We start from the raw sequence: 26,199 nt of genomic DNA, 5'->3' as shown, positions 1-26,199 counted from the left end.
CCTTCAAAAATCTATCTTGCGCTGCGCGCGCCTCCGGTCGGGCTACGCCCGCCCTCCGCCGCACGCAGCGCAAGGCCATCTTCAACAAACCAGCATCATATTATCCGAAAAGGGGGTCCCTCTTCGACGCCGATCGGGGGTTCCTTTTGAACGCCGTTTGACAATCTCATATTCGAGATGACAAGTTGGATGCCTTCAGGCTTCCGCCGCAAGTGGTGCGAGGGTTCAACCTATCGCATGGAACAGTTTGCCAGCGACATCGTGGCGACCCTGATCCTGGCGCTCCCGGCTATCTCTGCCGAACGCGAAGCTCGGGAGGAACGCAGGCGTCTTTCTGAAATGAGGATGAAGCAGCAAAGCGAACTGGAAGCGCAGCGACGCTTGGATAAAAATCGCTTCCGGCAGCTCGCCGAACATGCCGCAGCATGGCGTGAAACGTCGCTGCTGCGACGCTTCGTTGCGGCCATGCGTCAGGCCGACCTCGACATGGGAATGGTGATCGAGGGCAAGACCATCGCGCAATGGCTCAACTGGGCGGAGGTTGCGATCGACCGTCACGATCCGCTTTTACACCCGAAGAGCGTGATCGAATCCATTGCAGCCGTGGATCGTTGGACCTATCCAGACTGACAAGCAGTCCGCCCGAACGCCTTGCACCCACGGATAGTTTTTCTGGTTCTAGGTTCTGAGCGGCCTCTAAATTCTTCCGCAAGCGATCGAGTTCATCCGACCAGAATTGCATCATCTGGACGCGCTCGTCCCAATATTCGCCTCTGGCATAGGCGCGCCGCACCGCGTTGCCTTCGGCATGGGCGAGTTGCCGTTCGATCGCGTCGGGGTTCCAGCGGCCCATTTCGTTGAGCAGGGTGCTTGCCATCGCGCGGAAACCATGCCCGGTCATTTCATCCTTCGCGTAGCCGAGACGACGGAGCGCGCCGTTGATGGTGTTTTCCGACATGGGGCGACTGGCCGAGCGTAGCGAAGGAAAAAGATACGAACTCGGGCTGGCATCATATTCCAGCATGGCGATGATTTCCAAAGCCTGCCGGGAAAGCGGAATCTTGTGCGCCCGGCGCATCTTCATTTTGCTCTCGGGGATCGTCCACACCGCTTTGTCGAGATCAAACTCCTTCCATTCGGCATGGCGAAGTTCGCCGGGGCGAACAAAAACATGGGGCAAGAGGCGCAGCGCGATCAGCGTGGACGGATGGCCCTCATAGCTCTCTATCGCGCGCAGCAACGCGCCAACCTCTGCTGGTGTGGTGATGGCGGCGCGATGCGTCACCTTCGGTGTAATCAGCGCTCCGCGCAAATCGGCGGCGACATCGCGATCCGCTCGAACAGTGGCGATCGCATAGCGGAAAACCTGACCGCATATGCTTCGCAGGCGAAGAGCGGTTTCGTGCTTTCCCTTCGTTTCATATTTGCGAAGCAGGGTCAGCAATTCGAAAGGCTTGATCTCTGCAATCGGCCGATGCCCGATAAACTGGTAGGAAAAGTCCAGCAGCCAGCGGTTCTTCTTGAGCGTGGCCGGCGAGAGGCCTTCCTTCGTGACCTTGGCCAGCCATTCCTCTGCGACGGCTTTGAATGTGTTTGCCGCCGCAATGCTCGCTGCCGCCTTTTCGAGCCTAGCCTGCTCGGCTGGATCGCGCCCGGTGGCCAGCAATTGCCGAGCTTCGTCGCGCTTGGCTCTGGCTCCGGCAAGGCCAACATCGGGCCAAGCGCCAAAGGACAGGGTCTTTTGCTTTCCAAGAAAGCGGTAGTTCATCCGCCAACATCGTCGCCCCGCAGGGGTCACAAGAAGATATAGCCCGCCCGAATCACCCAGCTTATATGGCTTGTCGCGGCCCTTCGCCGCCTTGATTGCTACCGCCGTCAGCATGATGGTATCTCTTCCATGACTGCTTCGGACATACCATCAAATATACCCCCAAATTGTCGGGGTGCGACGAAATACGCCCGTATCAACACGGACAGTGATAGCATAAAAAATGGGAGAAATCAGCCGTTTTCTGGACGTTGCCGGACGTCCTCGGAAGAGCCTCTGGAGCGGGTAGCGGGAATCGAACCCGCCTAGCTAGCTTGGAAGGCTAGAGCATTACCACTATGCTATACCCGCGTGTCCAAGGCTGGCGCGATTGCCATTTTGGCTGGCTGTCGTCAAGCGCTACGCCGCGCCGTCCGTCGCCGGGCCTTCGGTCGCGCGGTCCATCGCTTTGCGGTGCGCCTCGGGCGGGTCGCACGGGGCAGGGGGGGCGCCTTCGGCCAAGGTGAAGCGCGATCCCTGTTCGAGCGTGCGGTGGACGGGGCAGCGCTCCGCGATTTCCATCATTCGGGTGCGTTGTTCGGTGTCGATCGCGCCTTCAATCGCGATCCGGCAGTTGAAGAGATCGGGACGTGCGTCGCCCGGCTGCCTTTCGTGGCCGACCGCGGTGCGGATCCGCGTTACCGGCCAGCCCTTGCCGTCGGCATAGAGGCGCAGCGTCATCGTCGTGCAGGCGGCGAGCGCGGCGGAGAGCAAGTCGAACGGACTCGGCCCCGATCCTAGCCCGCCGACGCCGACCGGCTCGTCGGCGAGGAAAACGTGATCGCCGGTGCTGATCGCGACCTGGAATTTCCCCTCGCGCGTCTCCTCGGCCTCGGCATCGACCTGTGCTGCGGGCGTATCGGCCGGTGGCGTGAGATAGGGCGCGCTCCACGCCGCGATCATCGTGGCGGCGCGCTCCGCGTCGTGCGGCCGGCTGAGCAGATGGTCGGCGTCGTCGAGCGAGACGAAGCTTTTGGGATGGCGCGCAGCGATATAGATTTTGGTCGCATTCTCGATCCCCACCGTGTCGTCGAGCGGCGCGTGCATCACGAGCAGCGGGCGGTGCAACTCCCCGATGCGCGTGCCCTGGTCCTGCGTCCGCAAATCGTCGATCAGCCCGCGCCCGACGCGGAAGCGCCGCCCCGCGAGCAACACGTCGGCGGCGCCCTGCTTATCGATCGCGGCAAGCGCGGCGGGGTCGAACTGGTGGAGCGTATGCGCGACGTCGAAGGGCGCGTTGATCGTCGCGACGGCGCGGATCGCGGGAAGATCGACCGCCGCCGCGATCGCCGCCGCGCCGCCCAGGCTGTGGCCGATCAGCAGCGATGGGGCCTTGCCCTCGGCGGCCAGCGCCTTCGCCGCGGCCTGAAGATCCTGCACGTCCCATGAAAAGCGGCTGTCGGCAAAATCGCCCTCGCTGTCGCCGAGCCCCGCGAAATCGAAACGGAGGACGCCGATGCCCTGACGCGCAAGCAGTTCCGCGATGTGCACCGCGGCGCGATTGTCCTTTCCGCAGGTGAAGCAGGGCGCGAAGATCGCCCAACCGCGGACGCGTCCGACGGGCATTTCCAGCCGCCCCGAAAGCTGCTTGCCGGTCGATCCTGAAAAGCGAAATGGGCGCGTAACCATGGCGTCTTCCTCCCGACCGGGCGCCGACTCCCGCGGTACCGGTGCAAGGGTCGGACCTTGCGCGCCGATTGTCCAACAGGAACTTTCGCGCGTGGCCGTCGTTTAACCTGCGCAATCGATAGGCAGAAAACAAGGTGCGATGACGGATCGCCCGCCTTCCGGACGGCGCTTGCCGGTCGGGGGGGCGGCTCCGTGCGTCCGCCGGACAAGGAGAAATCGAATGTTCAAATGGGCTCTGATCTTTGCCGTGATCGCACTGCTCGCCGCGGTGCTCGGTTTCGGCGGCATCGCCGGCGCGGCGGCGGGTATCGCGAAAATCCTGTTCTTCGTCGGCCTGGCGCTGGTCGTGCTGTTTCTCGTTCTCGGCGCAGCGGCGGCGAAGAAGGTCACCTAGGCGGTCGAGGCGCCTTTCCCGAGATATTCCGCTTCGGCGGGAACCATCGGGCAGAACGGGCGTTTCATTGACCTACTTGATCGAAAGAATGAGTAGGATTTGGCTCGCATCTTCGGATGGAGCCTGAGGAAGCCCCGCCGCAGAGATGCGACGGGGCTTACTCATTTTCGGCGCCTGCCCGCTTGCGGCATCATGAACGGCGCGCGGCTTTTGCGACAATTTGCGACAATTTTTCGGCCATCCGGCAAGGGCGTGGGACAAATCGTGCCTAGAACCGTCTCATCGGGACGCATCGCCGTCCCCTCTGATGAGGAGTTCGTTACGTGAAGAAGAAGCTCAGTTTCCTGACCCTGGGCGCGGCGCTGATCGCCGTTCCCGTGCTCGCGGCGCCGGGCGGCGCCAAGGGCGATGCCAACGCCACGCTGACCCGCGCCGAGGCGCAGGCCCATGCCGCCGAGCGGTTCGCGAAGATGGATGCCAACAAGGACGGCAAGATCGACGCGAGCGATCGCGCCGCGCGCCGCACCGCGATGCAGACCAAGATGTTCGAACGGCTCGACGCGAACAAGGACGGCAGCATCAGCAAGGCCGAATGGGATCAGCATAGCGCCGACCGTGCCGCGAAGCGCGGCGAGAAGCGCGCCGACGCCGGCGCGACCGAAGGCAAGCGCGGCATGCGCGGCCATCACGGGATGCGCGGCGGACGCCATGGCATGCGCGGCGGCATGATGATGGGCAAGGCCGATACGAACGGCGACAAGGCGATCAGCCAGGCCGAGTTCGAGACCGCGGCGCTCGCCCGCTTCGATGCGGCCGACGCGAACAAGGATGGTCAGGTGACCGCCGAGGAACGTGCCGCGCAGCGCGAGGCGTGGAAGGCCAAGGCGGCCGAATGGCGCGCCAAGCGCGCCGCCGCCCCGGCCGCTCCCGCCAGCGAATAAGCCATTTGGCAGGGGTGGCGGCAGGACCGCCATCCCCCTCCCGGCATTGCCTTTGCGTGCCGTCCCTGCCAGCTATCGCCCACCGGCCTCCCGCGGGCCGGTGGGCGAACTATATTTGATGGACGACGCATGACCGATATGCCGCGCATCCTGCTGATCGACGACGAACCCTCGATCCGCGAACCCCTGTCCGAATATCTGGAGGCGCAGGGTTTTGCCGTGTCCGACGCGGCGAGCGCCGCCGAGGCACGGTCGGTGCTGCGCGCGCAGAGCGTCGATCTGGTGGTCAGCGACATCATGATGCCCGGCGAGGACGGGCTGTCGCTGACGCGCCACCTGCGCGAGACGAGCAGCATTCCGGTCATCCTGCTCACCGCGCGCGCCGAGGATACCGAACGAATCATCGGGCTGGAGATCGGCGCCGACGATTATGTCGTCAAACCCTTCAACCCGCGCGAGCTGGTCGCGCGCATCCGCACCGTGCTGCGCCGGACGCAGGCGAACGGGCGCGCGCTCGACTCCGGCGGGACGAGCTATGCCTTCGGCCCTTGGGTGCTGCGCGAGGTCGAGCGCGTGCTCGTCGACGAGGCGGGCACGGAGGTCGCGCTGTCGTCGGGCGAATATCATCTGCTCCATGCGCTCGTCCGCCATCCGCGCCAGGTGATGAGCCGCGACCGGCTGCTCGACCTCGTGCGCGGGCGCGAAGCCGACATCTTCGACCGCGCGATCGACAATCTGGTCAGCCGCCTGCGCAAGAAGATCGAAAAGGACGCCGCGCACCCGCAACTCGTCAAGACCGTGTGGGGCGGGGGCTATACGCTCGCCTGCGAGGTTAAGCGGATGGGCCCTGCGGCGTGACCCTGCGTCTGTGGCCCCGCAGCCTTGTCGGCCAGCTTGTCTTCGCGGTCGCGGTGATGCTGTTCATCGCGCAGGCGGTCAATTTCGTGCTGCTGTCGCGCGGGCAGCGGCAGCAGAGCTTCGCGCACGGCGGCGGCATGGCGGTGGCGCGGATCGTCGATGCGATCGAGCGCGACCGGCGCGGCGACACGCGGCGTCCCCGGGACGCCCGCGCCCACGATTCGCACGAGGCGCGCGAGCGCAACCAGCGGCTCGTCATCTCGGACCTGCCGCCGCCCGTGCCGCCGGGCGCGGCGCATCTCCCCGATCTCGCCGCCTATGTCGAGGGTCTGCTCGACGAGGCCGAGCTTCCCGCCCGGGAGGTCGATGCCTGGGTGCTGCCGCAGCGCCAGCGCACGGCGCGCGCCGACATGCCGCGCCCTGTCTTCGTCAGCGCCAGGGTCGGCGACCGCTATTTCGCGGTGCGCACGCGCATCGGGCCGGGCAGCAGCCGAATTCAGGGCTTTCTGATCTGGCAGACGCTGACGCTCTATCTGCTGCTGCTGATTCCGATCATGGTCATCGCCTGGCGCGCCGCCGCGCCGCTGCGCGGGCTGACCCGCGCTGCGCGCGCCAATCCGGCGCTGCGCGACGCGATTCCGCTGGCCGAGAAGGGGCCGTCGGACGTGCGCGACCTGATCGCCGCCTTCAACGGCTATCGCGCGCGGATCGCGACGATGCTGTCGGACAAGGACCGGATGCTCGGCGCGGTCGGGCACGATCTGCGCACCCCGCTCGCCAGCCTGCGCGTGCGCGTCGAGCAGGTCGAGGATGCGACATTGCGTGACAAGATGATCGCGTCGATCGAGGAAATGACTGCGATGCTCGCCGACATTTTGGCGCTCGCCCGGTCGGGCGCGGGGACCGAAGCGCAGGAGCGCATCGATCTCGGCGCGCTGCTCGGTGAACTCGCGGGCGATTATCGCGAGCAGGACAAGGATGTGAGCCTCGGCGACATCGCGCCGGCGGCGGTACGCGCGCGGCCGATGCTGCTCCGCCGTGCGCTGCGCAACCTGATCGACAATGCGCTGGCCTATGGCGTCCGCGCGCGGCTGTCAGTGGTGGTCGAGGGCGAGATGGCGCGGATCATTGTGGCCGACGACGGCCCCGGCCTGACCGCCGAGCAGATCGCCACGCTGATCGAACCCTTCGCGCGCGGCGAGCAGTCGCGCAACCGCGCGACCGGCGGCGCGGGGCTGGGCCTGTCGATCGCGCGCGACATCGCCGAGGGGGAGGGCGGTGCGCTGACCCTCTCGGCGCGGGCTGAGGGCGGACTCGATGCGATCATCGAACTGCCGGTGCGAGCGTAAGGCGCCTTTGGGGGTGGGAAGCTGACAAGATATCCTCCCCGGTACGGGGAGGGGGACCATGCGAAGCATGGTGGAGGGGCACCCTCGGTTTACGCTTCGATCCGGAAAAGGCGCGCCACGACGCACCTGCCCCTCCACCACCTTCGGTGGTCCCCCTCCCCGTGCCGGGGAGGAGCGGCTTGTCGCCTATCGGCCGTTATCAGGCGTAGATCGCGATCCCCTGGCTGCCGCTCAGCACGGGTTCGCCGGCGCGGTTCCAGATCATCATGTCCTGCACCGAAAAGCCGCCGCGGGCATAGGCGGTCTTTGCCGACAACAGCCACCAGCCGTCGTCGGTCGCGGGCGTGCCGTTCAACATGTTGACCGTCCAGTTCATCGAGCTGATCGGCCCGAATTCGCTGAACAGCGCCATTGCCGCGGGCGGCAGCGCGTCGCCGAGGGCGAGTAGCGCGATCGCCGGGTGGCACGCGGGCTGTTCGGTGAAGCGCACCCAGGTCAGATATTTGCCGCTCTCCTGCTTCCAGCCGAAGCGCGGGCCGGTGGTCGGCCGCATGTCGAAATGCCGGGCAAAGGCCGGGCGCACCTTGTGCTCGGGCACGGGTTGCAGGCTCTCGGGGTCTGGCGCGTCGGGCATGGTCAGGCGGTTGTGATCGAGGTGGCTTGCGCGGTCGCCCGAGAAAGCGAAGACCGCGGCGGTGCCGAAGCCCTGATCGCTCGACACGCCGGCGTCGACGAACAGGCTCGATTTCGACTGGCGCAGCACGCGCGTTTCGACCCGGCAATCGCCGCCGACCGGGCCAACGAAGCTGATCTGGGCATAGCGCAGCGGCGTTTCGGTCGGGTGCAGCAGCATCGTTCCGGCGAGCGCGACCGCCGAACTGATCCCGCCATAGGCGGTGCGGCCCTGCATCCAGCCTTCGTCGATATGCGCGGTCGCGGCATCGCCGTCGACGCGCAGGGTGGAGAGCAGCGCGTCGAGCGCGCTGGGAGAGGTCGTCATCGCTTTCCTATTCTTCGATCTGGAAGGTCAGCCCCGCATTCGCGGTCAGCCGGTCGATCAGTGCTTGCCCGAGCAGCGCGCCCGGGGTCCAGACGCCGCCGTCGCCCTTGTTTTCGAGCAGCGCCATGCCGGTCTCCGCCAGCATCTTCGAGGTCGAGCCATAGCCGGGGTCTCGGTCGCCCTGGACGCTAGCGCGGATCGTCGTGCCGTCGGGATATTCGCCGACGAACAGGATGTCGTAGAAGCCCTTCTCGCGCTCTTCCTTGCTCGGTCCCTCGCCGGGTTGCAGCTTGGCGTCGCCGAAGGGGTTCGCCTTTGCCATCGCTTCGGCCATCGCCTCGCCCGCGTCGCCGATCGTCGTCATCACCATCTCGTCATAGACGAGGTCCGCGCCCCACCGATGGCCGAGCAGATAATTGGTGCGGTGGACATTCTTGGTGTTGATCGGCGCCATCACGAAGGGCGCGGTCCAGGTGCCGGTCGCGCCGTCATATTCGGGGATAAGGCCGGTCGGCTGTGACGGTCCCTCGAACCCCGGCGTCAGCGCGAAGCTCGATTTGAGCAGCAGCGCGAGCGACGGCTTCTTCGCGATCGCCTTCATCGTTTCGGTCAGGCTGGCGATCGTGCCGCCCGACGCACCGCCCGCCATCTTGCGGACGCGGCCCTTGACGCGCGGCGCGGGCTTGCCGTGCCGCTTCACGGCTTCGGCCTGCAGGAACAGCACGCCGAGATCGAACGGGATCGAATCGAAGCCGCAGGAAAAGGTGATCCGCGCGCCCGACGCCTTGGCTGCGTCCTGATGCGCGTCGATCATCTCGCGCATCCAGCCGGGCTCGCCGCAGAGGTCGGCATAGGCGGTGCCGGCGCGAACGCAGACGGCAACGAGTTCGTCGCCGTAAAGCTGATATGGGCCGACGGTGGTGAGCACGACCTTCGTGCGCTGAGCCATCGCGTCGAGGCTCGCGGGATCGCTGGCGTCGGCGACGACCAGCGGGGTTTCTCCGGGTGCGCCGATCAGGTCGCGCACCTCGGCGAGCTTGGCGAGGCTGCGCCCCGCCATCGCCCATTTCGGGGCGTCCTTGCGACCCTTATAGTGGTGCGCGAGATATTCGGCGACCAGACGGCCGGTGAAACCCGTCGCGCCATAGACGATGATGTCGAGATCGCGGGATGCCATGGAAAACCCTCCCTTTACGTAAACGTCAAGCGGAGGCTAGCGCAGGCGGACCGCAATGCCAAGCGCGAAGCGTCAGAAGCGCCACCAGGGACGCCTGGCGACGACCGGCGCGCCTACGGCTTCGGCCTGACCCTCGGCGCGCGCGGCACGAAGCTCGGCCTCGTGCGCGTCGATCTCGTCGCGGCGCTTGCGGCGCAGCGCGTCATAGCTCCAGCGCGTGTGCCCATAGCCGAAGAGGCAAAGCAGACCGCCCGCGATCGCCAGATTCTTCATCGCGGCCATCGCCTGCATGGGATCGGTGAAGTCGCGGTGGAAGAAGAGGATCGTCAGCAGCACGAACGCCGCGAGCAGCAGCGAGAAGGCCCGCGCATAGATGCCGAGCGCGATGCAGACGCCCGCGATAAGCTCGAACAGTCCGGTCGGAACGGCGAGCCAGCCGGGCAGGCCGGCGGCGGAGATCATCGCATTGGTGTCGGTGACGTGGATCAGCTTGTTGATCCCCGACACGACGAAAATCACGGCGATGAACAGGCGGCCGATAAAGACGGCGATCATGGACATAAGGCATCCTCCAGCACGAGCCCCGTCCGCTTGTGCGGAGAGGACGCGCGAGAGGGCGGGGCGGTTCCACGGACTTACAGCTTGGGCAGCGTGACGCCCTTCTGCCCCATATATTTGCCCGCGCGGTCGGCGTAGCTCGTCTCGCAGGGCTCGTTGCCCTGCAGGAAGAGGAACTGGCACGCGCCTTCATTGGCGTAGATTTTGGCGGGCAGGGGGGTGGTGTTCGAAAATTCGAGGGTCACATGGCCCTCCCAGCCCGGCTCGAGCGGGGTGACGTTGACGATGATGCCGCAGCGCGCATAGGTCGACTTGCCGAGACAGATGACGAGCACATCGCGCGGAATGCGGAAATATTCGACCGTGCGGGCGAGTGCGAAGCTGTTCGGCGGGATGATGCAGACGTCGGTTTCGCGGTCGACGAAGCTGTTCGACGCGAAATCCTTGGGGTCGACGACGGCGCTGTCGACATTGGTGAAAATCTTGAACTCGGGCGCGACGCGGGCGTCATAGCCGTAAGAGGAGAGGCCGTAGCTGATGCAGCCGTCGCGGCGCTGTGCCTCGACGAATGGCTCGATCATCCCTTGCGTCTGGGCGGCTTCGCGAATCCATTTATCGGAAAAAATGCTCATGCGGCTGTCTTGTCGGGACCGCGTGTTTTGCGCAAGCCGATGTTTCAAACCGCGCCCCTGCGAAGGCAGGGGCCCATCACCTGCCGCTGCGATACCAGGCAAGCGTTGGCAGGATGTCGATCGGCTCGGAGATGGACCCCTGCCTTCGCAGGGGCACAGCCGCCTAATCGATCAACCCAAGATCCTTCGGCCCGAAGGACGCGGGGAGCAATTCGCTGAGCCGATAGCTCTTCACCGCACCGCCGTCGCCCGAGGCGCAATGGACGAGGATGTCGGTCTTCGACCGCTCGGCGGCTTCGTTCAATATCTGGCGGCAGCGGCCGCAGGGATGCACGGGATCGCTGCCGATCAGCGCGTCGCCGTCGGGGCGTCCGCCGACGATCGCGACCTCGGCGAGTTCGCCGATCCAGCCTTCGTTCGCGATCTTCGCGATCGCGCTCGTCTCGGCGCAGAGGGTGAGGCCATAGCTCGCATTCTCGACATTGGCCCCGGTGACGACGTCGCCATTTTTGAGCAAAAGCGCGGCACCGACATGAAAGCCCGAATAGGGCGCATAAGCGCGCGTCGCGGCATCGCGCGCGGCGTCAATCAGGGCGGCTTTTCCATCGCTCATCGCATCTCTCCTTTGGGACGCAGCACATTCCATCGGACCGTGCCGTCCGCCCCGGGCACGCGAAGATAATGGTTCGCCTGCCACATCGTCCAGGGATGCGCGCCATAATCGGGCTCGAAGAAGTCGCTGCGCATCGCCGCGGTGCGAAAAATCGCGCCGGTGACGCCATAGTCGGCCTCGAACCCCGCGCTCGGCGCGATCAGGCTTTCCTGCCCCATATGCGCCTCGATCTGCGCGAGGAAGGTCGCGAGTTCGGAGCGCAGCAGCGCGCGCGTCGGGCGATCGGGGCAGCGGTCGTCGAAATCGAGCCAGACGATCGACGGCATCATGTCGGCGCGGCGGGGCACGTGGCGGATGAAATTCGCGGCCTGATCGGTCGCGAGGCCGCAGAGGCTGTAGCGGTGGATGACCCCGACCGGAATTCCCGCCGCCCGCGCGCCGGCCAGGTTGCGCTGGAACATCGGGTCGACATCCTTGTCGCCTGCGGTCGCCACCACATAAGCGAAATCGGCGCCCGCGGCCTTGATCGAGCCCCAGCGCACCTCGCCGTTGCTGGCGTCGATCGTCACCCCCTGCGTCGGGAACAGCTCGCGCGACGGCGTCCAGCGCGATGCCCACCAGAGCGCGATGCCGGCAAACAGGAAGAGCAGGACCAGCGCGCCGCCGATCCGGCGCAGGACGCGCGCCGCTGCGCCGCGCCAATCGCGGGCCGGACGTGCTGTCTTGCCCTTGCTGCGTGCCCCCGTCGCCATCGTCAGCCCTTGATGTGGAGGACGCAGATCAGCGTGAACAATCGCCGCGCGGTGTCGAAATCGACCGCAATCTTGCCGTCGAGCCGGTCCATCAGCATTTCGGCCGCTTCGTTGTGCAGCCCGCGGCGCGCCATGTCGACGGTCTCGATCTGCTGCGCGGTCGAGGTCTTGATCGCCTGATAATAGCTATCGCAGATCGCGAAATAGTCGCGGATCGGGCGGCGGAACCGGCCGAGCCCAAGAATGATCGCCTCCAGCGGCGAATGATCCTCGCGGCTGATCTCGAAGATCAGTCGGCCTTCCTCGACGCGCAGCCGCAGCCGATAGGGGCCGGTGTAGCCGTCGGGGTGGCCGCGCTGCGGCACGAACCGGTTGTCCTCGAGAATATCGAAAATCGCGACGCGCCGTTCCTGCTCGACGTCGGGGTTGCGCCAGATGATCGAGCCCTCGTCGAGCTCGATCGAGATGATGCGCTGTTGGGAAGGATCGGCGTCGGACATGCTGCATGTGCTTCTACTTGCCGCGCCGCGAAGGGCAAGGGGGGCGGATGTCACCATCCTTTTGGTCCGTTCGTGTCGAGCGAAGTCGAGACACCCATCGAGCTTGCCCCATCCCGAGGGGTGTCTCGACTTCGGCCAAGGGCCGAAGTTTATCCTGAGCGCCTGCCAAGGCAGTCGAAGGGCTCGACACGAACGGGATTTTTTAGACTTATGCACAGACCGCCCACAGCAATAATGCAGAATGCACGATCATCCGTTGCGCAGGCTCAAGCGGCGGCGCATTATATCGCCCAATGCCCGAACTCGCCCTCTTTCCCACCCCGGCCGCAACCGGGGAAGACCGCCAATTGCCCCGCAATATCGAGGCCGAGGCCGCGTTTCTCGGCGCGATTCTGATCGACAATCGAGTCGTCGAGGATCTGCCCGTCGCGCTGACCCCCGATCACTTCTTCGAGCCGCTCCACGGCCGCATCTTTCAGCAGACGATGGCGCTGATCGAGCGTAACAGCATCGCGACCCCGGTGACGCTCAAGCCCTTCTTCGAGGCGGACGAGGCAATGAAGGCGGTCGGCGGGGTCGGCTATCTCGCGCAGCTCACCGGCAGCGGCGCCGGGCTGATCGGCGCGCGCGACTTCGCGCGGCAGATTTTCGATCTTGCGCTGCTCCGCGAACTGGTCGGCGTCGGGCGCACCCTCGTCGACAGCGCGCTCGACACGAGCGAGAGCGTCGACCCGCAGGCGCAGATCGAGGAGGCCGAAACCGCACTCTACCGCGTCGCGGGCGGCGAGGCCGAAATGGGAACGGTCAAGAGCTTCAGCGCCGCCAGCCTCACCGCCTTGCAGGCGGCCGAGCGCGCGCTCAATTCAGGCGGGCACCTGTCGGGGATCACCACCGGCATCGGCAGCATGAACGCCAAGATCGGCGGTATGCACAATTCGGACCTGATGATCCTCGCGGGCCGTCCGGGCATGGGCAAGACCTCGCTCGCGACCAACATCGCCTATAACGCCGCCGAGCGTTTCCGCCGCGACGAAGAAGACGGCATCCCGCCCGAGAAGAATATGGGCGCGAAGGTCGCGTTCTTCAGCCTCGAAATGTCGGCCGACCAGCTTGCGACGCGCGTCCTTGCCGAACAGTCGGGGGTGTCGGGCGAGGCACTGCGCATGGGCAAGATCAGCAAGGAGCAGTTCCAGCAATTGAGCCGCGCCGCGCAGGCGCTCCAGACGCTGCCCCTGTTCATCGACGACACGCCGGGCCTGACGATCGCGGGCCTGCGCACCCGCGCGCGGCGCTTGCAACGCCGCCACGGCATCGGCTTCATCATCGTCGACTATCTTCAGTTGCTTCAGGGCTCGTCGCGGAGCGGCGATAATCGCGTGCAGGAGATTTCCGAAATCTCACGCGGATTGAAGACGTTGGCGAAGGAACTTAATGTTCCGGTCATGGCGCTGTCGCAGCTCAGCCGTCAGGTCGAAAGCCGCGAGGACAAGCGGCCGCAGCTGTCCGACCTGCGTGAATCGGGCTCGATCGAGCAGGACGCCGACATGGTGCTCTTTGTGTTCCGCGAGGACTATTATGTCGCGGCGCGCGAGCCCAAGCGCCCGGTCGAGGGCGATGATGTGAAAATTCACGCTCAGCATGAGGAATGGGCGGCCGAGATGGAGCGCGTCTTCGGCTTGGCCGAGGTGATCGTCGCCAAATCGCGCCACGGCTCGACCGGCAAGGTGCGCCTGCACTTCGAGGCGAAGACTACCAAGTTCAGCGATCTGGCCGACGAGAGCCAGGCCTATGCGGATTATGAATAAATAGCCGCAAGCTGTGCCCCTGCGAAGGCAGGGGCCCATCTCCTGCACTTTCGTCCACGGATAGCTTTGGTTTGATGGACCTCGTGATGGGCCCCTGCCTTCGCAGGGGCACAATTTCCGTATATCAGAACGCCGGGTCGTTGGCGGGATCGTCGTCGATCGGCGTCACCGCGGTGTGGATACCGCATTCGGTCTTGTCCCAGCCGCGCCAGCGGCCCGCGCGGGGGTCTTCGCCGGGCTTGACCTTCGAGGTGCAGGGCGAGCAGCCGATCGAGGGATAGCCTTCGGCCTCGAGCGGGTGGCGCGGCAGGTCGTGCGCCGCGAAATAGGCGTCGAGGTCGTCGCGCGTCCAGTTGGCGAGCGGGTTGAACTTCAGGCGGCCGGTGCCGCCGTCGAGCTCGAACCGCGGCAGACCGGCGCGGGTCGACGCCTGAAAGCCTTTGCGGCCGGTGATCGAGGTGTCGAAATCGGTCAGCGCCTTTTCGAGCGGTTTGACCTTGCGGATCTCGCAGCAGCCGTCGGGATCGTAGGACCAGCGCAGTTCGGTGGCGTCCTTCGCCGCAAGTTCGTCCGGATCGGGCGTGACGGTGACCAGGTTGAGTCCGAGCATTGCCGCCAGTTCGTCGCGATAGGCGAGCGTTTCGGGGAAATGCTTGCCCGTGTCGAGGAACAGCACCGGCATATCCGGCGCGGCGCGCGTCACCAGATGGAGCAGCACCGCGCTCTCGGCGCCGAAGCTCGACACGATCGCGGTTTCGCCGAGCAGCCCGGCGCCGATCACGCTCGCGACCGCCTCGGCCGCGTCCTGGCCGCGGAACAGATTGTTGAGGCGGATGACGTCGGCCTGCGTGAAGCGCGGCGCCACGTCGATCCGGTCGCGGGTGCGGTCTTCGGGCAGGGCCTTCACCTCAGCCATGCCTCAGCTTCCAGATCGGCACGGCGCCGTCGGCGGCGTTCTGATACACGTTCGCATAGCGGCTGAGCGCCGCGTCGATGTCGGCGCGGTTGAGCCCGGCCTGCGGCGCGAAGCTGTCGAAGCCGCAGCGGCGCATGAAGAAGACGAGGTCGACGAGGATATCGCCCTCGGCGCGCAGTTCGCCTTCATAGCCGGCCTCGCGCAGGATGCGCGCGGAGGTGAAGCAGCGGCCGTCGCGAAAGCGCGGGATACCGATCTCGACCAGCTTGACGCGGGCGAGGTGCGGGATCAGGCGGCTCGGGTCGTCGCCGGCCTCGACGCGGACCGCGCTGGCGCCGTCCTGTTCGAGGAAGGCGTCGAGCGAGACCGCGGGCTCCTCGATCGGGTCGTCGTTCCGGAAACGCAGCGCATCAGCCATAAATAGCCTCCTTGAAGGCGTCGAAGCCGACGCGGCGATAAGTGTCGAGAAAGCGCTCGCCGGGGTCGCGGAGCGTGCGATAGCATTCGACCGCGCGCTCGACCGCATCGACGACGCCGTCCTCGTCGAAGCCGGGGCCGGTGATCTTGGCCTGCGTCGTATCCTCCGCGCCCGAACCGCCGAGCAGAAGCTGGTAATTCTCGGTCCCCTTGCGGTCGACGCCGAGGATGCCGATGTGCCCCGCATGATGGTGGCCGCAGGCGTTGATGCAGCCCGAAATCTTGATCTTGAGCTCGCCGAGGTCGCGCTGGCGGTCCATGTCGGCGAAGCGCTGCTGGATCTTCTGCGCGACCGGGATCGAGCGCGCATTGGCGAGGGTGCAATAATCGAGACCGGGGCAGGCGATGACGTCGGTGACGAGGTCGAGGTTCGCGTCGGCGAGCTTCGCCTCGCGCAGCGCTTCCCATACCGCGTAAAGATCGACCTTGCGGACGTGCGGCAGGACGAGGTTCTGCGCGTGGGTGACGCGCACATCGTCGAAGCTGTAGCGTTTCGCGAGATCGGCGACGACCTCCATCTGCTCGGCGGTGACGTCGCCGCCGATGCCGCCGATCGGCTTGAGGCTGATGTTCGCGATCGCATAGCCGGGTGCCTTGTGCGCAATGACCTGCTGATCGACCCACACAGCGAAGTCGGGGTCCGACCGGTCGATCTCCTCGGGCAGGCCCGTCTCGAACGGCGGGGGAGTGAAATAGGCCGCGATGCGGTCATATTCGGCCTGCGGGAAATCGGTGCCGAGGGTCAGGAAATGCTGGAATGCTTCCTCGACCTGGCGACGGAATTCCTCTTCGCCGAGATCGTGGACGAGAATCTTCATCCGCTGCTTGTGGATATTGTCGCGTCGCGCGTGAAGGTTCCACACGCGCAGAATCGCCTGGATATAGGAGAAGATCTGCGCCGCCGGGCAGAAGTCGCGAATCTTGTAGGCGATGAAGGGGGTGCGCCCCATGCCGCCGCCGGCATAGACCTCGAAGCCTTCTTCGCCCGCTTCGTTGCGGACGATGCGCAGCGCGCAGTCGTGCCAGCGCAGCGCCGCGCGGTCGGCGGGCGACGAGATGACGCAGATCTTGAACTTGCGCGGCAAATAGCTGAATTCGGGGTGAAAGCTCGTCGCCTGCCGCAGCAGCTCGGCCCAGGGACGCGGGTCGCAGATTTCGTCGGCGGCGGCGCCCGCATATTGGTCGGCCGAGATATTGCGAATGCTCTCGCCGCTGGTCTGGATCGCGTGCATCTCGACCGTCGCCAGCTCGGCGAGGATGTCGGGTGCGTCCTCCAGCTTGATCCAGTGATATTGGAGATTCTGCCGCGTCGTGAAATGGCCGTAGCCGCGATCATATTTGCGCGCGATTTCGGCGAGCTTGCGAAGCTGGCGCGAATCGAGCGTGCCATAGGGAATGGCGACGCGCAGCATATAGGCGTGAAGCTGAAGATAGAGGCCGTTCTTGAGCCGCAGCGGCTTGAACTGGTCGTCGTTCATGTCGCCCGCGATGCGGCGGCGCACCTGGTCGCGGAAATCCTCGACGCGCGCGTCGACCATCGCCTGGTCGTACTGGTCATATTTATACATATCAGATCACCCACTCGCCGGCCGCCGGGTCGGCGGGTTTCAGGGAAAGGTCGGGGCGCACGGTGGGACCCAGTGCGCGGATGCGGTCCTTGATATGCGCGGGGCGCGGGCCCTTCGGCGTCTCGTCGGCGTTGATGATATAGCCGCCGTTGACGCGGCGCGCGCCATCCTCGGCGGCGAGGATCGCCTCGCCATGCTCGCCGACGTCGGCGGCGTCCTCGACATGGATCGACCAGCCGCGGCCCGTCCACCAGATGACGGCGCCTGTTTTCAGGTCGTTGCCGGTTAAGATTCGCATGAGATGTCCTTCAGAGCAGTCGAAATTCCGGGAGCGCCGAGGCAGTCGAGCGCATCGGCGCGCGCCGCGACCTTGCCGACGATGATCAGCGCGGGGCTCGCCACTCGCTCGCGCGCGACGAGGTCGCCGAGGTCGGTGAGCAGGGTGCGCAGCACGCGCGCATCGGCGCTGGTGCCGCGCTCGACCACCGCGACGGGAAGGCCGGGCGAGACGCCGTCGGCGATCAGCTTGTCGGCGATGGCGGAGGCGGTCGCGAGACCCATGTAGATAACGAGCGTGCGGCCGTGGCCCGCGAGCCCCGACCAGTCCTGATCGGTCAAATCCTTGCACTGACCAGCGACGAAGCTCACCGCGCTCGCATCCTCGCGATGGGTGAGGGGGAGGCCCGCCTGCGCGGCGCAGCCCGCGGCGGCGGTGATGCCGGGGACGACCTCGCAGTCGATCCCCGCGGCACGCGCCGCCTCGAGTTCCTCGCCGCCGCGCCCGAAGATGAAGGGATCGCCGCCTTTCAGCCGCACGACCTGCTTGCCGGCGCGCGCTTCGCGGACGAGAAGGTCGTTGATAAGCTCCTGCCGCATCGTGTGGCGGCTGCGCTGCTTCGCGACGCTGATGCGCTCGACATGCGCCGGGATCAGCGCGAGCACGCCTTCGCCGACCAGCCCGTCGTGAACGATCAGATCGGCGCTTTCGATAAGCCGCGCGGCGCGCAGCGTCAGCAGGTCGGGGTCGCCGGGACCGGCGCCGACGAGCCACAGCTTGCCCGCGGGAGGGAGAGTCTTTGCCATGCAGGGTAGATGACTTCGGGGGGGCGGAATCGCAAAGCAGGGATTTTTGGGTCAAGCGAAGCTAAAATTGATCGCTGCGACAATCCGTCCTTCAAGCCCGCACCAGATCTTCCATATCGATGTTCAGCGTGCGTGCCAGCCGCGCAACGGTTTCTACTGATCCCCGCTTTCGGCCGGCCTCGATGTCCGCAATTTGCACCCGGTTGACGCCCGAAGCGCGCGCCAGTCCCTGCTGGGTCAGGCCGCGCAGATCGCGCCAGACGCGAAGGGGGTTTTCGCCATTGAGGATGCGGCCCGCATATTCGGCGGGAACCAGTTCGTCGGCTCCCGCCTCGATGCGCGCCTTTGCCCGGTCGTAAGCCCGCAGGTCGCCCAGTTCCTCGGCCGCTTCGCGGAGGCGGTCATATTCGTCCTGCGGGATCGTCACCATCTTGTTCATGACTTTAGTCCCTCATTCATAAATGCTGCCGCGCGGACCGATTTCCAGAACCTCGATGACCACATCGTCTTCCATGATCACGCGCCAATCCCCGATGCGCAGTCGTATGGCGTCGCGCCCCTTCAACGCTTTGACATTATTCGCCAGCGATGCCGGATCGGCGGCATATTGCTCGATCTTCGACCGGATCAGCCGCGCCGTGTTCGCCGGCATCCGGGTCAACGACCTGAGGGCGGATCGGGTATAGGCGACCGGCTTCACCTGGCATATGTAGCTGATAGTGACATTGTAGTCAATGGCTACATTCGTTCAAAGAAACCCCTTGCGCACCAACTGCGACCCTCCGGGATCGTGGAGGCCGACGCCGATCGAGGCACGCATCGCGTCGCTTTCGCTGCTCGCGACCGGATAGGCGCAGTAGTCGGCAGCGTAGAAGGCGCTCGGGCGATGGTTGCCCGACAGGCCGACGCCGCCGAAGGGGGCGGCCGACGAGGCGCCGTTGGTCGGGCGGTTCCAGTTGATCACCCCGGCGCGGGCATTGGCCCAGAACTGGTCGTAAAGCTGCGGGGTGCCGCCGATCAGCGACGCGGACAGGCCGAAGGCGGTGTTGTTCGCCTCGGCGATCGCGGCCTCGAAGCTGTCGACGCGGATGACCTGGAGGAGCGGGCCGAACAATTCGATATCAGGGCGCTCGGGCATCGCGGTAACGTCGATGATGCCGGGGGTCAGGAAGGGCCGGTCGGCGATGGGGCGCGTCATGTGGCGGATCACCTGGCCGCCGTTCGACATCAGGACGAGGAAGCTCTCGGTCAGGCCGTCGGCCGCCTCATTGTCGATCACCGGCCCCATATAGGGCGCGGGGTCGGCGTGCGGATGGTCGACGATCAGCCGGTTCGCGAGCGTCTTCACTTCATCGAGCAGCCGGTCGGCCAGGCTGTCCTTGACGATCAGGCGGCGCGCGTTGCTGCACCGCTGACCGGCGCTGAGGAAGGCCGACTGGACCACCAATATCGCGGCGGTAGCGATGTCGGCGGTGTCCCAGACGACGATTGGATTATTGCCGCCCATTTCGAGCGCGACGATCTTGCCCGGCTGGCTCGCGAACTGGCGGTTGATCGCGATGCCGGTGCGCGCCGAGCCGGTGAAGAGCAGGCCGTCGAGCCCGGCATGGCCCGCGAGCGTCTTGCCCGTGTCGGGGCCGCCGATGACGAGGCGCAGCACTTCTTGCGGCACGCCCGCGCTATGGAACAGCTCGACCAACTTGGCGCCGGTCGCCGGGGTCTTTTCGGAGGGCTTGAACAGCACCGAATTGCCCGCGAGCAGCGCGGGGACGATATGGCCGTTCGGCAGGTGCGCGGGGAAATTATAGGGGCCCAGTACCGCGAGCGTGCCGTGCGGCTTGTGGCGTACCGCGCTACGCAGCCCCATCGCGCCCTCGATCCGGCGATTGGGGGTGCGCTCGGCATAGGCCTTGATCGAGATGTCGACCTTGTTCGCGACCGATTCGACCTCGGTGCGCGCTTCCCACAGGGGCTTGCCCGTCTCGCGCGCGATAAGGTCGGCGAGGGTGTCGGCCTCGGCCTTGACCCGGTCGGCGAAGCGGCGGAGCGTTTCGGAACGAAAGGTGAGGGCTTTCGCCGCCCATTCGGGCCAGCCGCGCCGTGCGATTTCGACCTCCCGGTCGACGTCGCTGACCGCGCCGCGCCACAGCTCGTTTCCGGTCGCGGGTTCAAAGGAAAGCAGCTCTTCGCTCATGGTCCTGCGCCTCTTATCGGCGAAAGCCGGTGGCGGCAACCGGCTGGCCCGCAACATCCTGATCCATTTGGGTTCGAGCGGGCAGGGAGAATGAGGGAGACGATCGAGCGCGATGGCTTGCGCCTCCGCGCCGGTTGGCGATAGACGGGGCGGACACGGAGCCAAGGGGACGGTCGATTACGGTCAGACAGGATAGCGGGCGCGAATGGGACGACCATTATTGGTGGTCGCACGACGGCGTCCGGCTGCACGCGCGCATCTATCCGGGGCCCGAAGCGGCGGCGGCCGCGCCGCCGATCCTGTGCCTGCCCGGCCTCGCCCGCAACGCCCGCGATTTCGAGGCGCTGGCGCCGCACATGGCGGCGCGGCGGCGGGTGATTGTCATCGAGTTCCGCGGTCGCGGCGAAAGCGCCTTTGCCAAGGATCCGATGACCTATGTTCCGCTGACCTATGTGCAGGACGTCGTCGCGCTGCTCGACGAGCTGGCGATCGGACGCTGCGTCACCGTTGGCACCTCGCTCGGCGGGCTCGTCTCGATGCTGCTCGCGGCGGCGCAGCCGGGGTGCGTCACCGGCGCGCTGCTCAACGACGTCGGGCCCGAGCTTGAGCAGGCGGGGCTCGAGCGCATCCGCGACTATATCGGCACCGGCGGCAGCCAGCCGACCTGGGTTCACGCGGCGCGCGCGGTGGCGGAACTCAATGCGGCGGTCTATCCGGGCTACAGCATCCACGACTGGCTGCGCTTCACCAAGCGCACCCACCGGCTGACGCCCGAAGGACGGATCGTCACCGATTACGACAAGCAGATCGCGGCACCGCTGCGCGTGCCGAACGGCGGCGATGCCGGGGTCGACCTGTGGCCCGCCTATCGTGCGTTCGGCGATGCGCCCGTGTTGGTTCTGCGCGGGCAATTGTCCGATATATTGTCGGCGGCTGCGGCGAAGAAGATGGCGAAGGACCTGCCGTACGCGCGGCTCGTCGAGGTGCCGGGGGTCGGCCATGCGCCGACGATGGACGAGGCCGAGGCGCGCATCGCGATCGATGCGTGGATCGCCGAGCTTCCGACGGCGTGAGCGACGCGCAGCCGCCCGAACGCGACCGGCCGGTCCGCATCCTGCACCTTCATTCGAGCTTTTCGCTCGGCGGCAAGGAAGCACGCGCGGTGCGGCTGATGAACCTGATGGGCGCGCGCGCGCATCACACGATCCAGTCGGCGGTGCCCGAAGCGCTCGGCGCGCGCGATGCGATCGATCCCGATATCGTCGTCGATTTCCCGCAGGATGCTCCGCCGCTGCATGGCAAGCCGTCGCCGGGGCGTTACCGCGATCTGGTGCGCTACATGCGGAATTTCGAGCTGGTGCTGAGCTATAATTGGGGCGCGATGGACGGGGTGATGGCGCGCTGCCTTCTGGCTCCGCGCGGCGCACATGACATGCCCGAACTGATTCATCACGAAGATGGCTTCAACGAGGACGAAAGCGTCCGGCGCAATTGGAAACGCAATCTTTTCCGGCGCGTCGGGCTACGCACCGCGGCGGCGCTCGTCGTGCCGTCGACGCTGCTTCAGCGGATCGCGACCGACGAATGGCACGCGGGATCGCGCACCCGGTTGATCCGCAACGGAATCGACGTCGCCGCTTATGCCGCCGGGCCGTCGGTCCCGATTCCGGGCTTCGAGCGCCGCGACGGCGAGGTCGTGATCGGCACCGTCGCGGGGCTGCGCAAGGTCAAGGACCTGCCGCGGCTGGTGCGCGCGGTGGCGGCGCTGCCGCCGGCCGTCCGGCTCGTGATCGTCGGCGAGGGGCCGGAACGCGGCGCGATCGCCGCCGAAGCGGCCGCCTGCGGGCTGGCCGACCGGCTGGTGATGCCGGGCTTCATGGCCGAACCCGCGCGCTGGATCGGCCATTTCGACCTGCTCGCGCTGTCGTCGCGCAGCGAACAGGCGCCGATCGCGGTGATCGAGGCGATGGCGGCGGGGCTCCCCGTCGTCAGCCCCGATGTCGGCGATGTCGCGGTGATGGTTGCGGAGGCGAACCGGCCGTTCATTGCCACAGACGAGCAGGCGTTCCGCGCGGCGCTGGCGCGGATGACGGCGGATGCGGCGCTTCGCGCGCGGGTCGGGCGCGAAAACCGCGATGTCGCGGCCGAACGCTTCGACGAATCAAGGATGGTCGGCGCCTATGAAAAGCTCTATGCTCGCGCGCTTGACGGATATGGCCTGTTCAGCGGTCGCTGGATCGGCGTCGATTGACAAAAGTCGCCGTTTTCCGCTTACGGAAACGGCATATGGGGGCTGCGGCGTGGGTGCGCCGCGGTGGAGAGAAAGAGGTTTATAGTGTTCAAAGGTTTGAAGCCCATTCTTTACGGGGGGCGTGAAGTGTGGCCGCTGGTCGAGGGGGGCAAGGGCGTCTCGGCAACCAACCATATGTCGAGCGGTGCCTGGGCCGCCGCGGGCGGGATCGGCACCGTGTCGGCGGTCAACGCCGACAGCTATGACGCCGACGGCAAGATCATTCCGCAAATCTATCGCGCGCTGACCCGCAAGGAACGCCACGAGGAACTGGTCCAATATGCGATCGACGGCGCGGTCGAGCAGGTGCGGCGGGCCTATGACATCGCGAGCGGCAAGGGCGCGATCAACATCAACGTCCTGTGGGAAATGGGCGGTGCGCAGCAGGTGCTCGAAGGCGTGCTCGAAAAGACGAAGGGGCTCGTCACCGGCGTCACCTGCGGCGCGGGGATGCCCTACAAGCTCAGCGAGATCGCGGCGCGGCACAATGTGAACTATCTACCGATCATCTCGTCGGCGCGTGCCTTTCGCGCGCTGTGGAAGCGCGCCTATCACAAGGTCGCCGACCTGATGGCGGCGGTCGTCTACGAGGATCCCTGGCTCGCGGGCGGGCACAATGGCCTGTCGAACGCCGAGGATCCGCTGAAGCCCGAGGATCCCTATCCGCGCGTCAAGGCGCTGCGCGACACGATGCGTGCCGAGGGGATTTCGGACGATGTGCCGATCGTGATGGCGGGCGGCGTCTGGTATCTGCGCGACTGGGAGCATTGGATCGACAACCCCGAACTCGGCCAGATCGTCTTCCAATACGGCACGCGCCCGCTGCTGACCGAGGAAAGCCCGATCCCGCAGGGATGGAAGGACCGCCTGCGCACTCTCGACGAGGGCGACGTGCTGCTCCACCGCTTCTCGCCCACCGGCTTCTATTCCAGCGCGGTGCGCAATCCCTTCCTGCGCGACCTCGAAGCGCGCTCGGAACGTCAGATTCCCTATTCGAAGCAGGAAGCGGGCGATCATGTCGTCCAGCTCGACGTCGGGGTGAAGGGCAAGAATTTCTGGGTCACCCCGCACGACCGCGACCGCGCGCGCGACTGGGTGGCCGAAGGCTATACCGAAGCGCTCAAGACCCCCGACAACACCGTCGTCTTCGTCACCGAGACCGACAAGGGCACGATCCGCAAGGACCAGGCCGATTGCATGGGCTGCCTGTCGCACTGCGGTTTTTCGTCGTGGAAGGACCATGACGATTATACGACCGGCTACCTCGCCGACCCGCGCAGCTTCTGCATCCAGAAGACGCTGCAGGACATCGCGCACGGCGGCGACGTCGAACAGAATCTGATGTTCGCGGGCCACGCCGCGTTCAATTTCAAGACCGATCCCTTTTATTCGAACAACTTCACTCCGACGGTGAAGCAGCTCGTCGACCGGATTCTGACGGGGGATTGATTCCGATACGTCGTCCCAGCTTTCGCTGGGACGACGGGTGTCAGACCCACCCCTCCAGCACCTGATCGGGCGGCCTGTGCCCGTCGCACCAGGCGCGGATGTTCGCGATCACCTTCTCGCCCGACGCCTCGCGGCCCTCGATCGTCGCCGAGGCGAGGTGCGGGAGGAGAACGGCGTTGTCGAGCGCGAGCAGGTCGGGATCGACCACCGGTTCCTGCGCATAAACGTCGAGCCCGGCGCCCGCGATCCGGCGGCTCTTGAGCGCTGCGATCAGCGCCTTTTCGTCGATGATCTCGCCGCGCGCGGTGTTGATGAGGTAAGCGGTCGGCTTCATCGCCGCGATGCGCGCGGCGTTGACCATTTCGTGCGTCTCGCTGGTGTGCGGACAATGGATCGTCACCACGTCGCTGATCCGCAGCAGCGTGTCGATGCTGGCATGATAGCTCGCGCCCAGCTCCTCCTCGATCGCTTCGGGCAGGCGGCGGCGGTTGTGGTAGTGGATCGACAGGCCGAACGCCCGCGCGCGCTGCGCGACCGCCAGGCCGATGCGCCCCATGCCGATGATGCCGAGCAGCTTGCCGCCGACGCGGTGGCCCAGCATCGTGCTCGGCGCCCAGCCTTCCCATTTGCCCGACCGCATCAATTTCTCGCCCTCGGCGAGGCGGCGCGGGACCGACAGGATCAGCGCCATCGTCATGTCGGCAGTATCCTCGGTGAAGACCCCCGGCGTATTCGCGACCATGATCCCTTTCGCGCGCGCGGCGGACAGGTCGATATGATCGACCCCGGCGCCGAAATTGGCGATCAGCTTCAGCCGCTCGCCCGCCGCTGCCAGGATTTCGGCGTCGATCTCGTCGGTCACCGTCGGCACCAGCACGTCGCAATCGGCGACCGCGGCCTTCAACTCCTCGCGCGTGAAGGCACGGTCGAACGCCGACAGCGCGACGTCGAAGAGCTCGGCCATGCGCGCCTCGACATGCGGCATCAACTGGCGGGTGACGATGACGCGCGGGCGTTTCGGACGGGATGAATCGGGCATGGCGCCGATAGAGCGCGGCGCGGCTGCGCGGTCAAGGGGCGCGGCGCGGGGAGGCTGTGGACGAACGCTGCGCCGATCGCGGCGAGCGGTTGAAATGATGCGCCGATTTTGACAAGGCTGGACCATGACCAGCCGCCAGATTCTCGCCGCAGCCGCGCTGCTTGCCGTCGTGGGGCCGGCAACCGCGCAATCCGATGTCGAACTGCCCTATTGGGCCTCGATCAGCGTCGACGAGGCGCGGATGCGCAAGGGGCCGTCGCCCGACGTTCCGGTGCTCTGGGAATATCGGCGCAAGGACCTGCCGGTGCGGGTGATCGCGCGCTTCGAGACCTGGCGCAAGATCGAGGACCCCGACGGGACGCAGGGCTGGATGGCGGCGCGATTGCTCAGCCGCACGCGCACCGCGATCGTCACCGGCGGCATCCGCCCGATGCGCGAGGAGCCCGATGTTTCGGCCGCGGTCGCCTATCGCGCCGAGCCAGGCGTCGTCGGCCGTATCACCGATTGCAAGAACGGCTGGTGCCGGTTCGACGTCGGCGGCCGCAAGGGCTGGATCGAAACCGACCATATCTGGGGCGATTGAGCACAGGAAAAAGCCGGGCGATTGCGCGCCCGGCTTTCCCATCATCGAGAGTTTTGTGGCTTAGCGCCAGCGGAACTCGTTGCGATAGACTTTGACCACCTTGCCGGTCCGCATATTGACGAGCAGCAGGTCGTTATAGTGGCGGACATAGGTCAGCCCGCGTCCGGCGCGTGGCACGCCCCAGCGGCTGTCCCAGGTCGGACGATAGGCCGGCGCATAATAGGTCGAGCGCAGCGTCTGGCCGACGCGGAACTGCTGATATTTGAACGGCGCGCGATAATTCTGGTAGCGCGCGTCGCGGCGCCAGTCGCGCGTATCCTGGCGATATTCGCGCTTGGAATCGCGCACATCCTTGCGCGCGTCGCGCACATCGCGGTGGTCGCCGTAACGCTGCGCGTTGCGGAGGTCGCGCTGGTCCTGACGGATGTCCTGCCGGTCGCGGCGGAGTTCGCCGGTCTGTGCCTGCGCGGCGGCCGGGATCATCATCGCGGCGATCAGGCCGGCGGTGAGAAAGTTCATCTTCTTCATGGTGCCATTCCTTTGCATCGTCAGGGGGAGGGGGATCTGCCCGATGACTGGGAACGG

29 protein-coding genes and 1 tRNA gene are annotated in these 26,199 nt (G+C 66.1%); 10 read left to right on the top strand and 20 right to left on the bottom strand.

Annotation, left to right across the window (positions count from 1 at the left end; all coding sequences use genetic code 11):
- Positions 1 to 177: 177 nt before the first annotated feature.
- Positions 178 to 630, top strand: a complete 453-nt coding sequence (locus VHO04_RS08585) for a hypothetical protein (protein WP_329627933.1) — start codon at positions 178 to 180, stop codon at positions 628 to 630.
- Here VHO04_RS08585 and VHO04_RS08580 read toward each other — a convergent pair.
- From VHO04_RS08580 to VHO04_RS08570, 3 genes are all read right to left on the bottom strand, one after another.
- Entirely contained in the window at positions 527 to 1,885 is a 1,359-nt protein-coding gene (locus VHO04_RS08580; RefSeq protein WP_329627936.1) for a tyrosine-type recombinase/integrase, read from the bottom strand. The genes VHO04_RS08585 and VHO04_RS08580 overlap by 104 nt on opposite strands.
- 160 nt (positions 1,886 to 2,045) lie before the next feature.
- Positions 2,046 to 2,119 (bottom strand) — tRNA-Gly (locus tag VHO04_RS08575).
- Between the two features lie 48 nt (positions 2,120 to 2,167).
- Positions 2,168 to 3,436 carry a bifunctional alpha/beta hydrolase/OsmC family protein gene (locus VHO04_RS08570; protein ID WP_329627932.1) on the bottom strand — a complete coding sequence of 423 codons (1,269 nt, stop codon included), beginning with the start codon at positions 3,434 to 3,436 and terminating at the stop codon, positions 2,168 to 2,170.
- A gap of 220 nt (positions 3,437 to 3,656) precedes the next feature.
- On the opposite strand from VHO04_RS08570, the gene VHO04_RS08565 reads away from it, so the two are divergent.
- The 4 genes from VHO04_RS08565 to VHO04_RS08550 all read left to right on the top strand — a co-directional run bounded on the left by VHO04_RS08565 (position 3,657) and on the right by VHO04_RS08550 (position 6,978).
- Complete coding sequence (locus VHO04_RS08565; RefSeq protein WP_329627931.1) at positions 3,657 to 3,830, top strand: DUF1328 family protein; 174 nt, start codon at positions 3,657 to 3,659, stop codon at positions 3,828 to 3,830.
- 323 nt (positions 3,831 to 4,153) lie between these two features.
- Positions 4,154 to 4,771 (top strand): hypothetical protein, encoded by a 618-nt coding sequence (locus VHO04_RS08560; RefSeq protein WP_329627930.1) that lies wholly within the window; start codon positions 4,154 to 4,156, stop codon positions 4,769 to 4,771.
- A 129-nt stretch (positions 4,772 to 4,900) separates the two neighbouring features.
- A complete protein-coding gene (locus tag VHO04_RS08555) occupies positions 4,901 to 5,629 on the top strand; it encodes a response regulator (protein WP_329627929.1) in 729 nt (242 codons plus the stop codon).
- Entirely contained in the window at positions 5,626 to 6,978 is a 1,353-nt protein-coding gene (locus VHO04_RS08550; protein WP_329627928.1) for an ATP-binding protein, read from the top strand. The genes VHO04_RS08555 and VHO04_RS08550 overlap by 4 nt, the downstream gene beginning before the upstream one ends.
- A 199-nt stretch (positions 6,979 to 7,177) precedes the next feature.
- Here VHO04_RS08550 and VHO04_RS08545 read toward each other — a convergent pair whose 3' ends face one another.
- The 7 genes from VHO04_RS08545 to VHO04_RS08515 form a co-directional block, all read right to left on the bottom strand.
- Positions 7,178 to 7,978: a thioesterase family protein gene (locus VHO04_RS08545; RefSeq protein ID WP_329627927.1), complete on the bottom strand. Its 801-nt coding sequence runs from the start codon at positions 7,976 to 7,978 to the stop codon at positions 7,178 to 7,180.
- A gap of 7 nt (positions 7,979 to 7,985) precedes the next feature.
- Entirely contained in the window at positions 7,986 to 9,155 is a 1,170-nt protein-coding gene (locus VHO04_RS08540; RefSeq protein WP_329627926.1) for a saccharopine dehydrogenase family protein, read from the bottom strand.
- 72 nt (positions 9,156 to 9,227) lie between these two features.
- A complete protein-coding gene (locus VHO04_RS08535; protein ID WP_329627925.1) occupies positions 9,228 to 9,716 on the bottom strand; it encodes a DoxX family protein in 489 nt (162 codons plus the stop codon).
- A gap of 74 nt (positions 9,717 to 9,790) precedes the next feature.
- Positions 9,791 to 10,345: a dCTP deaminase gene (dcd, locus tag VHO04_RS08530; protein ID WP_329627924.1), complete on the bottom strand. Its 555-nt coding sequence runs from the start codon at positions 10,343 to 10,345 to the stop codon at positions 9,791 to 9,793.
- A gap of 163 nt (positions 10,346 to 10,508) precedes the next feature.
- Entirely contained in the window at positions 10,509 to 10,958 is a 450-nt protein-coding gene (locus VHO04_RS08525; protein WP_329627923.1) for a cytidine deaminase, read from the bottom strand.
- The gene (locus VHO04_RS08520; protein WP_329627922.1) at positions 10,955 to 11,710 is read right to left on the bottom strand and encodes a glycoside hydrolase family 25 protein; all 756 of its coding nucleotides are present in this window, start codon (positions 11,708 to 11,710) and stop codon (positions 10,955 to 10,957) included. Before VHO04_RS08520 ends, VHO04_RS08525 begins: the two co-directional genes overlap by 4 nt.
- A gap of 2 nt (positions 11,711 to 11,712) precedes the next feature.
- Positions 11,713 to 12,210 (bottom strand): UPF0262 family protein, encoded by a 498-nt coding sequence (locus VHO04_RS08515; protein WP_329627921.1) that lies wholly within the window; start codon positions 12,208 to 12,210, stop codon positions 11,713 to 11,715.
- A 293-nt stretch (positions 12,211 to 12,503) separates the two neighbouring features.
- On the opposite strand from VHO04_RS08515, the gene VHO04_RS08510 reads away from it, so the two are divergent.
- Positions 12,504 to 14,015, top strand: a complete 1,512-nt coding sequence (locus tag VHO04_RS08510; protein ID WP_329627920.1) for a replicative DNA helicase — start codon at positions 12,504 to 12,506, stop codon at positions 14,013 to 14,015.
- A 124-nt stretch (positions 14,016 to 14,139) separates the two neighbouring features.
- Here VHO04_RS08510 and VHO04_RS08505 read toward each other — a convergent pair whose 3' ends face one another.
- The 8 genes from VHO04_RS08505 to astD form a co-directional block, all read right to left on the bottom strand.
- Positions 14,140 to 14,931, bottom strand: a complete 792-nt coding sequence (locus VHO04_RS08505; RefSeq protein WP_329627919.1) for a phosphoadenylyl-sulfate reductase — start codon at positions 14,929 to 14,931, stop codon at positions 14,140 to 14,142.
- Positions 14,924 to 15,349: a DUF934 domain-containing protein gene (locus VHO04_RS08500; RefSeq protein ID WP_329627918.1), complete on the bottom strand. Its 426-nt coding sequence runs from the start codon at positions 15,347 to 15,349 to the stop codon at positions 14,924 to 14,926. Before VHO04_RS08500 ends, VHO04_RS08505 begins: the two co-directional genes overlap by 8 nt.
- Entirely contained in the window at positions 15,342 to 16,976 is a 1,635-nt protein-coding gene (locus VHO04_RS08495; protein WP_329627917.1) for a nitrite/sulfite reductase, read from the bottom strand. The genes VHO04_RS08500 and VHO04_RS08495 overlap by 8 nt, the downstream gene beginning before the upstream one ends.
- A gap of 1 nt (position 16,977) precedes the next feature.
- Positions 16,978 to 17,274: a DUF2849 domain-containing protein gene (locus tag VHO04_RS08490; protein ID WP_297662294.1), complete on the bottom strand. Its 297-nt coding sequence runs from the start codon at positions 17,272 to 17,274 to the stop codon at positions 16,978 to 16,980.
- Positions 17,262 to 18,059, bottom strand: a complete 798-nt coding sequence (cobA, locus tag VHO04_RS08485; protein ID WP_329627916.1) for a uroporphyrinogen-III C-methyltransferase — start codon at positions 18,057 to 18,059, stop codon at positions 17,262 to 17,264. Before cobA ends, VHO04_RS08490 begins: the two co-directional genes overlap by 13 nt.
- A gap of 91 nt (positions 18,060 to 18,150) precedes the next feature.
- On the bottom strand, positions 18,151 to 18,498 hold the full coding sequence (locus VHO04_RS08480; protein ID WP_329627915.1) for a helix-turn-helix transcriptional regulator: 348 nt from the start codon (positions 18,496 to 18,498) through the stop codon (positions 18,151 to 18,153).
- A 12-nt stretch (positions 18,499 to 18,510) separates the two neighbouring features.
- Entirely contained in the window at positions 18,511 to 18,759 is a 249-nt protein-coding gene (locus VHO04_RS08475) for a type II toxin-antitoxin system RelE/ParE family toxin (protein ID WP_329627914.1), read from the bottom strand.
- Positions 18,760 to 18,807: 48 nt separating this feature from the next.
- Entirely contained in the window at positions 18,808 to 20,253 is a 1,446-nt protein-coding gene (gene astD, locus VHO04_RS08470; RefSeq protein ID WP_329627913.1) for a succinylglutamate-semialdehyde dehydrogenase, read from the bottom strand.
- Between the two features lie 176 nt (positions 20,254 to 20,429).
- On the opposite strand from astD, the gene VHO04_RS08465 reads away from it, so the two are divergent.
- From VHO04_RS08465 to VHO04_RS08455, 3 genes are all read left to right on the top strand, one after another.
- Positions 20,430 to 21,326, top strand: coding sequence for an alpha/beta hydrolase (locus VHO04_RS08465; RefSeq protein ID WP_329627935.1), 897 nt, complete (start codon positions 20,430 to 20,432; stop codon positions 21,324 to 21,326).
- A complete protein-coding gene (locus tag VHO04_RS08460; protein ID WP_329627912.1) occupies positions 21,323 to 22,504 on the top strand; it encodes a glycosyltransferase family 4 protein in 1,182 nt (393 codons plus the stop codon). Before VHO04_RS08465 ends, VHO04_RS08460 begins: the two co-directional genes overlap by 4 nt.
- An 84-nt stretch (positions 22,505 to 22,588) precedes the next feature.
- On the top strand, positions 22,589 to 23,992 hold the full coding sequence (locus tag VHO04_RS08455; RefSeq protein WP_297665685.1) for an NAD(P)H-dependent flavin oxidoreductase: 1,404 nt from the start codon (positions 22,589 to 22,591) through the stop codon (positions 23,990 to 23,992).
- Positions 23,993 to 24,032: 40 nt separating this feature from the next.
- Here the strand turns inward: VHO04_RS08455 and VHO04_RS08450 are convergent, their stop codons facing one another.
- The gene (locus tag VHO04_RS08450; protein WP_329627911.1) at positions 24,033 to 25,031 is read right to left on the bottom strand and encodes a D-glycerate dehydrogenase; all 999 of its coding nucleotides are present in this window, start codon (positions 25,029 to 25,031) and stop codon (positions 24,033 to 24,035) included.
- Between the two features lie 124 nt (positions 25,032 to 25,155).
- Between VHO04_RS08450 and VHO04_RS08445 the strand changes: the two genes are divergently transcribed.
- On the top strand, positions 25,156 to 25,614 hold the full coding sequence (locus tag VHO04_RS08445; protein WP_329627910.1) for an SH3 domain-containing protein: 459 nt from the start codon (positions 25,156 to 25,158) through the stop codon (positions 25,612 to 25,614).
- A gap of 60 nt (positions 25,615 to 25,674) precedes the next feature.
- Here VHO04_RS08445 and VHO04_RS08440 read toward each other — a convergent pair whose 3' ends face one another.
- Entirely contained in the window at positions 25,675 to 26,142 is a 468-nt protein-coding gene (locus tag VHO04_RS08440; protein WP_329627909.1) for an RcnB family protein, read from the bottom strand.
- Positions 26,143 to 26,199 lie beyond the last annotated feature (57 nt).

Source organism: Sphingopyxis sp. (genome assembly GCF_036261875.1).
GTDB lineage: Bacteria > Pseudomonadota > Alphaproteobacteria > Sphingomonadales > Sphingomonadaceae > Sphingopyxis.
The sequence above is the reverse complement of the archived record's forward strand: the minus strand, read 5'-3'. Positions and strand labels throughout refer to the sequence as shown.

Excerpts from the sequence above, each read along its gene's own strand:
- VHO04_RS08490 (WP_297662294.1), bottom strand. The coding sequence starts at position 17,274 with ATGCGAATCTTAACCGGCAACGACCTGAAAACAGGCGCCGTCATCTGG.
- VHO04_RS08500 (WP_329627918.1), bottom strand. The coding sequence starts at position 15,349 with ATGGCTGATGCGCTGCGTTTCCGGAACGACGACCCGATCGAGGAGCCC.
- VHO04_RS08505 (WP_329627919.1), bottom strand. The coding sequence starts at position 14,931 with ATGGCTGAGGTGAAGGCCCTGCCCGAAGACCGCACCCGCGACCGGATC.
- VHO04_RS08450 (WP_329627911.1), bottom strand. The coding sequence starts at position 25,031 with ATGCCCGATTCATCCCGTCCGAAACGCCCGCGCGTCATCGTCACCCGC.
- VHO04_RS08445 (WP_329627910.1), top strand. The coding sequence starts at position 25,156 with ATGACCAGCCGCCAGATTCTCGCCGCAGCCGCGCTGCTTGCCGTCGTG.
- cobA (WP_329627916.1), bottom strand. The coding sequence starts at position 18,059 with ATGGCAAAGACTCTCCCTCCCGCGGGCAAGCTGTGGCTCGTCGGCGCC.
- VHO04_RS08585 (WP_329627933.1), top strand. The coding sequence starts at position 178 with ATGACAAGTTGGATGCCTTCAGGCTTCCGCCGCAAGTGGTGCGAGGGT.
- VHO04_RS08525 (WP_329627923.1), bottom strand. The coding sequence starts at position 10,958 with ATGAGCGATGGAAAAGCCGCCCTGATTGACGCCGCGCGCGATGCCGCG.
- dcd (WP_329627924.1), bottom strand. The coding sequence starts at position 10,345 with ATGAGCATTTTTTCCGATAAATGGATTCGCGAAGCCGCCCAGACGCAA.
- VHO04_RS08570 (WP_329627932.1), bottom strand. The coding sequence starts at position 3,436 with ATGGTTACGCGCCCATTTCGCTTTTCAGGATCGACCGGCAAGCAGCTT.
- VHO04_RS08515 (WP_329627921.1), bottom strand. The coding sequence starts at position 12,210 with ATGTCCGACGCCGATCCTTCCCAACAGCGCATCATCTCGATCGAGCTC.
- VHO04_RS08565 (WP_329627931.1), top strand. The coding sequence starts at position 3,657 with ATGTTCAAATGGGCTCTGATCTTTGCCGTGATCGCACTGCTCGCCGCG.
- VHO04_RS08555 (WP_329627929.1), top strand. The coding sequence starts at position 4,901 with ATGACCGATATGCCGCGCATCCTGCTGATCGACGACGAACCCTCGATC.
- VHO04_RS08480 (WP_329627915.1), bottom strand. The coding sequence starts at position 18,498 with ATGAACAAGATGGTGACGATCCCGCAGGACGAATATGACCGCCTCCGC.
- VHO04_RS08520 (WP_329627922.1), bottom strand. The coding sequence starts at position 11,710 with ATGGCGACGGGGGCACGCAGCAAGGGCAAGACAGCACGTCCGGCCCGC.
- VHO04_RS08535 (WP_329627925.1), bottom strand. The coding sequence starts at position 9,716 with ATGTCCATGATCGCCGTCTTTATCGGCCGCCTGTTCATCGCCGTGATT.
- VHO04_RS08545 (WP_329627927.1), bottom strand. The coding sequence starts at position 7,978 with ATGACGACCTCTCCCAGCGCGCTCGACGCGCTGCTCTCCACCCTGCGC.
- VHO04_RS08510 (WP_329627920.1), top strand. The coding sequence starts at position 12,504 with ATGCCCGAACTCGCCCTCTTTCCCACCCCGGCCGCAACCGGGGAAGAC.
- VHO04_RS08440 (WP_329627909.1), bottom strand. The coding sequence starts at position 26,142 with ATGAAGAAGATGAACTTTCTCACCGCCGGCCTGATCGCCGCGATGATG.
- VHO04_RS08495 (WP_329627917.1), bottom strand. The coding sequence starts at position 16,976 with ATGTATAAATATGACCAGTACGACCAGGCGATGGTCGACGCGCGCGTC.
- VHO04_RS08540 (WP_329627926.1), bottom strand. The coding sequence starts at position 9,155 with ATGGCATCCCGCGATCTCGACATCATCGTCTATGGCGCGACGGGTTTC.
- astD (WP_329627913.1), bottom strand. The coding sequence starts at position 20,253 with ATGAGCGAAGAGCTGCTTTCCTTTGAACCCGCGACCGGAAACGAGCTG.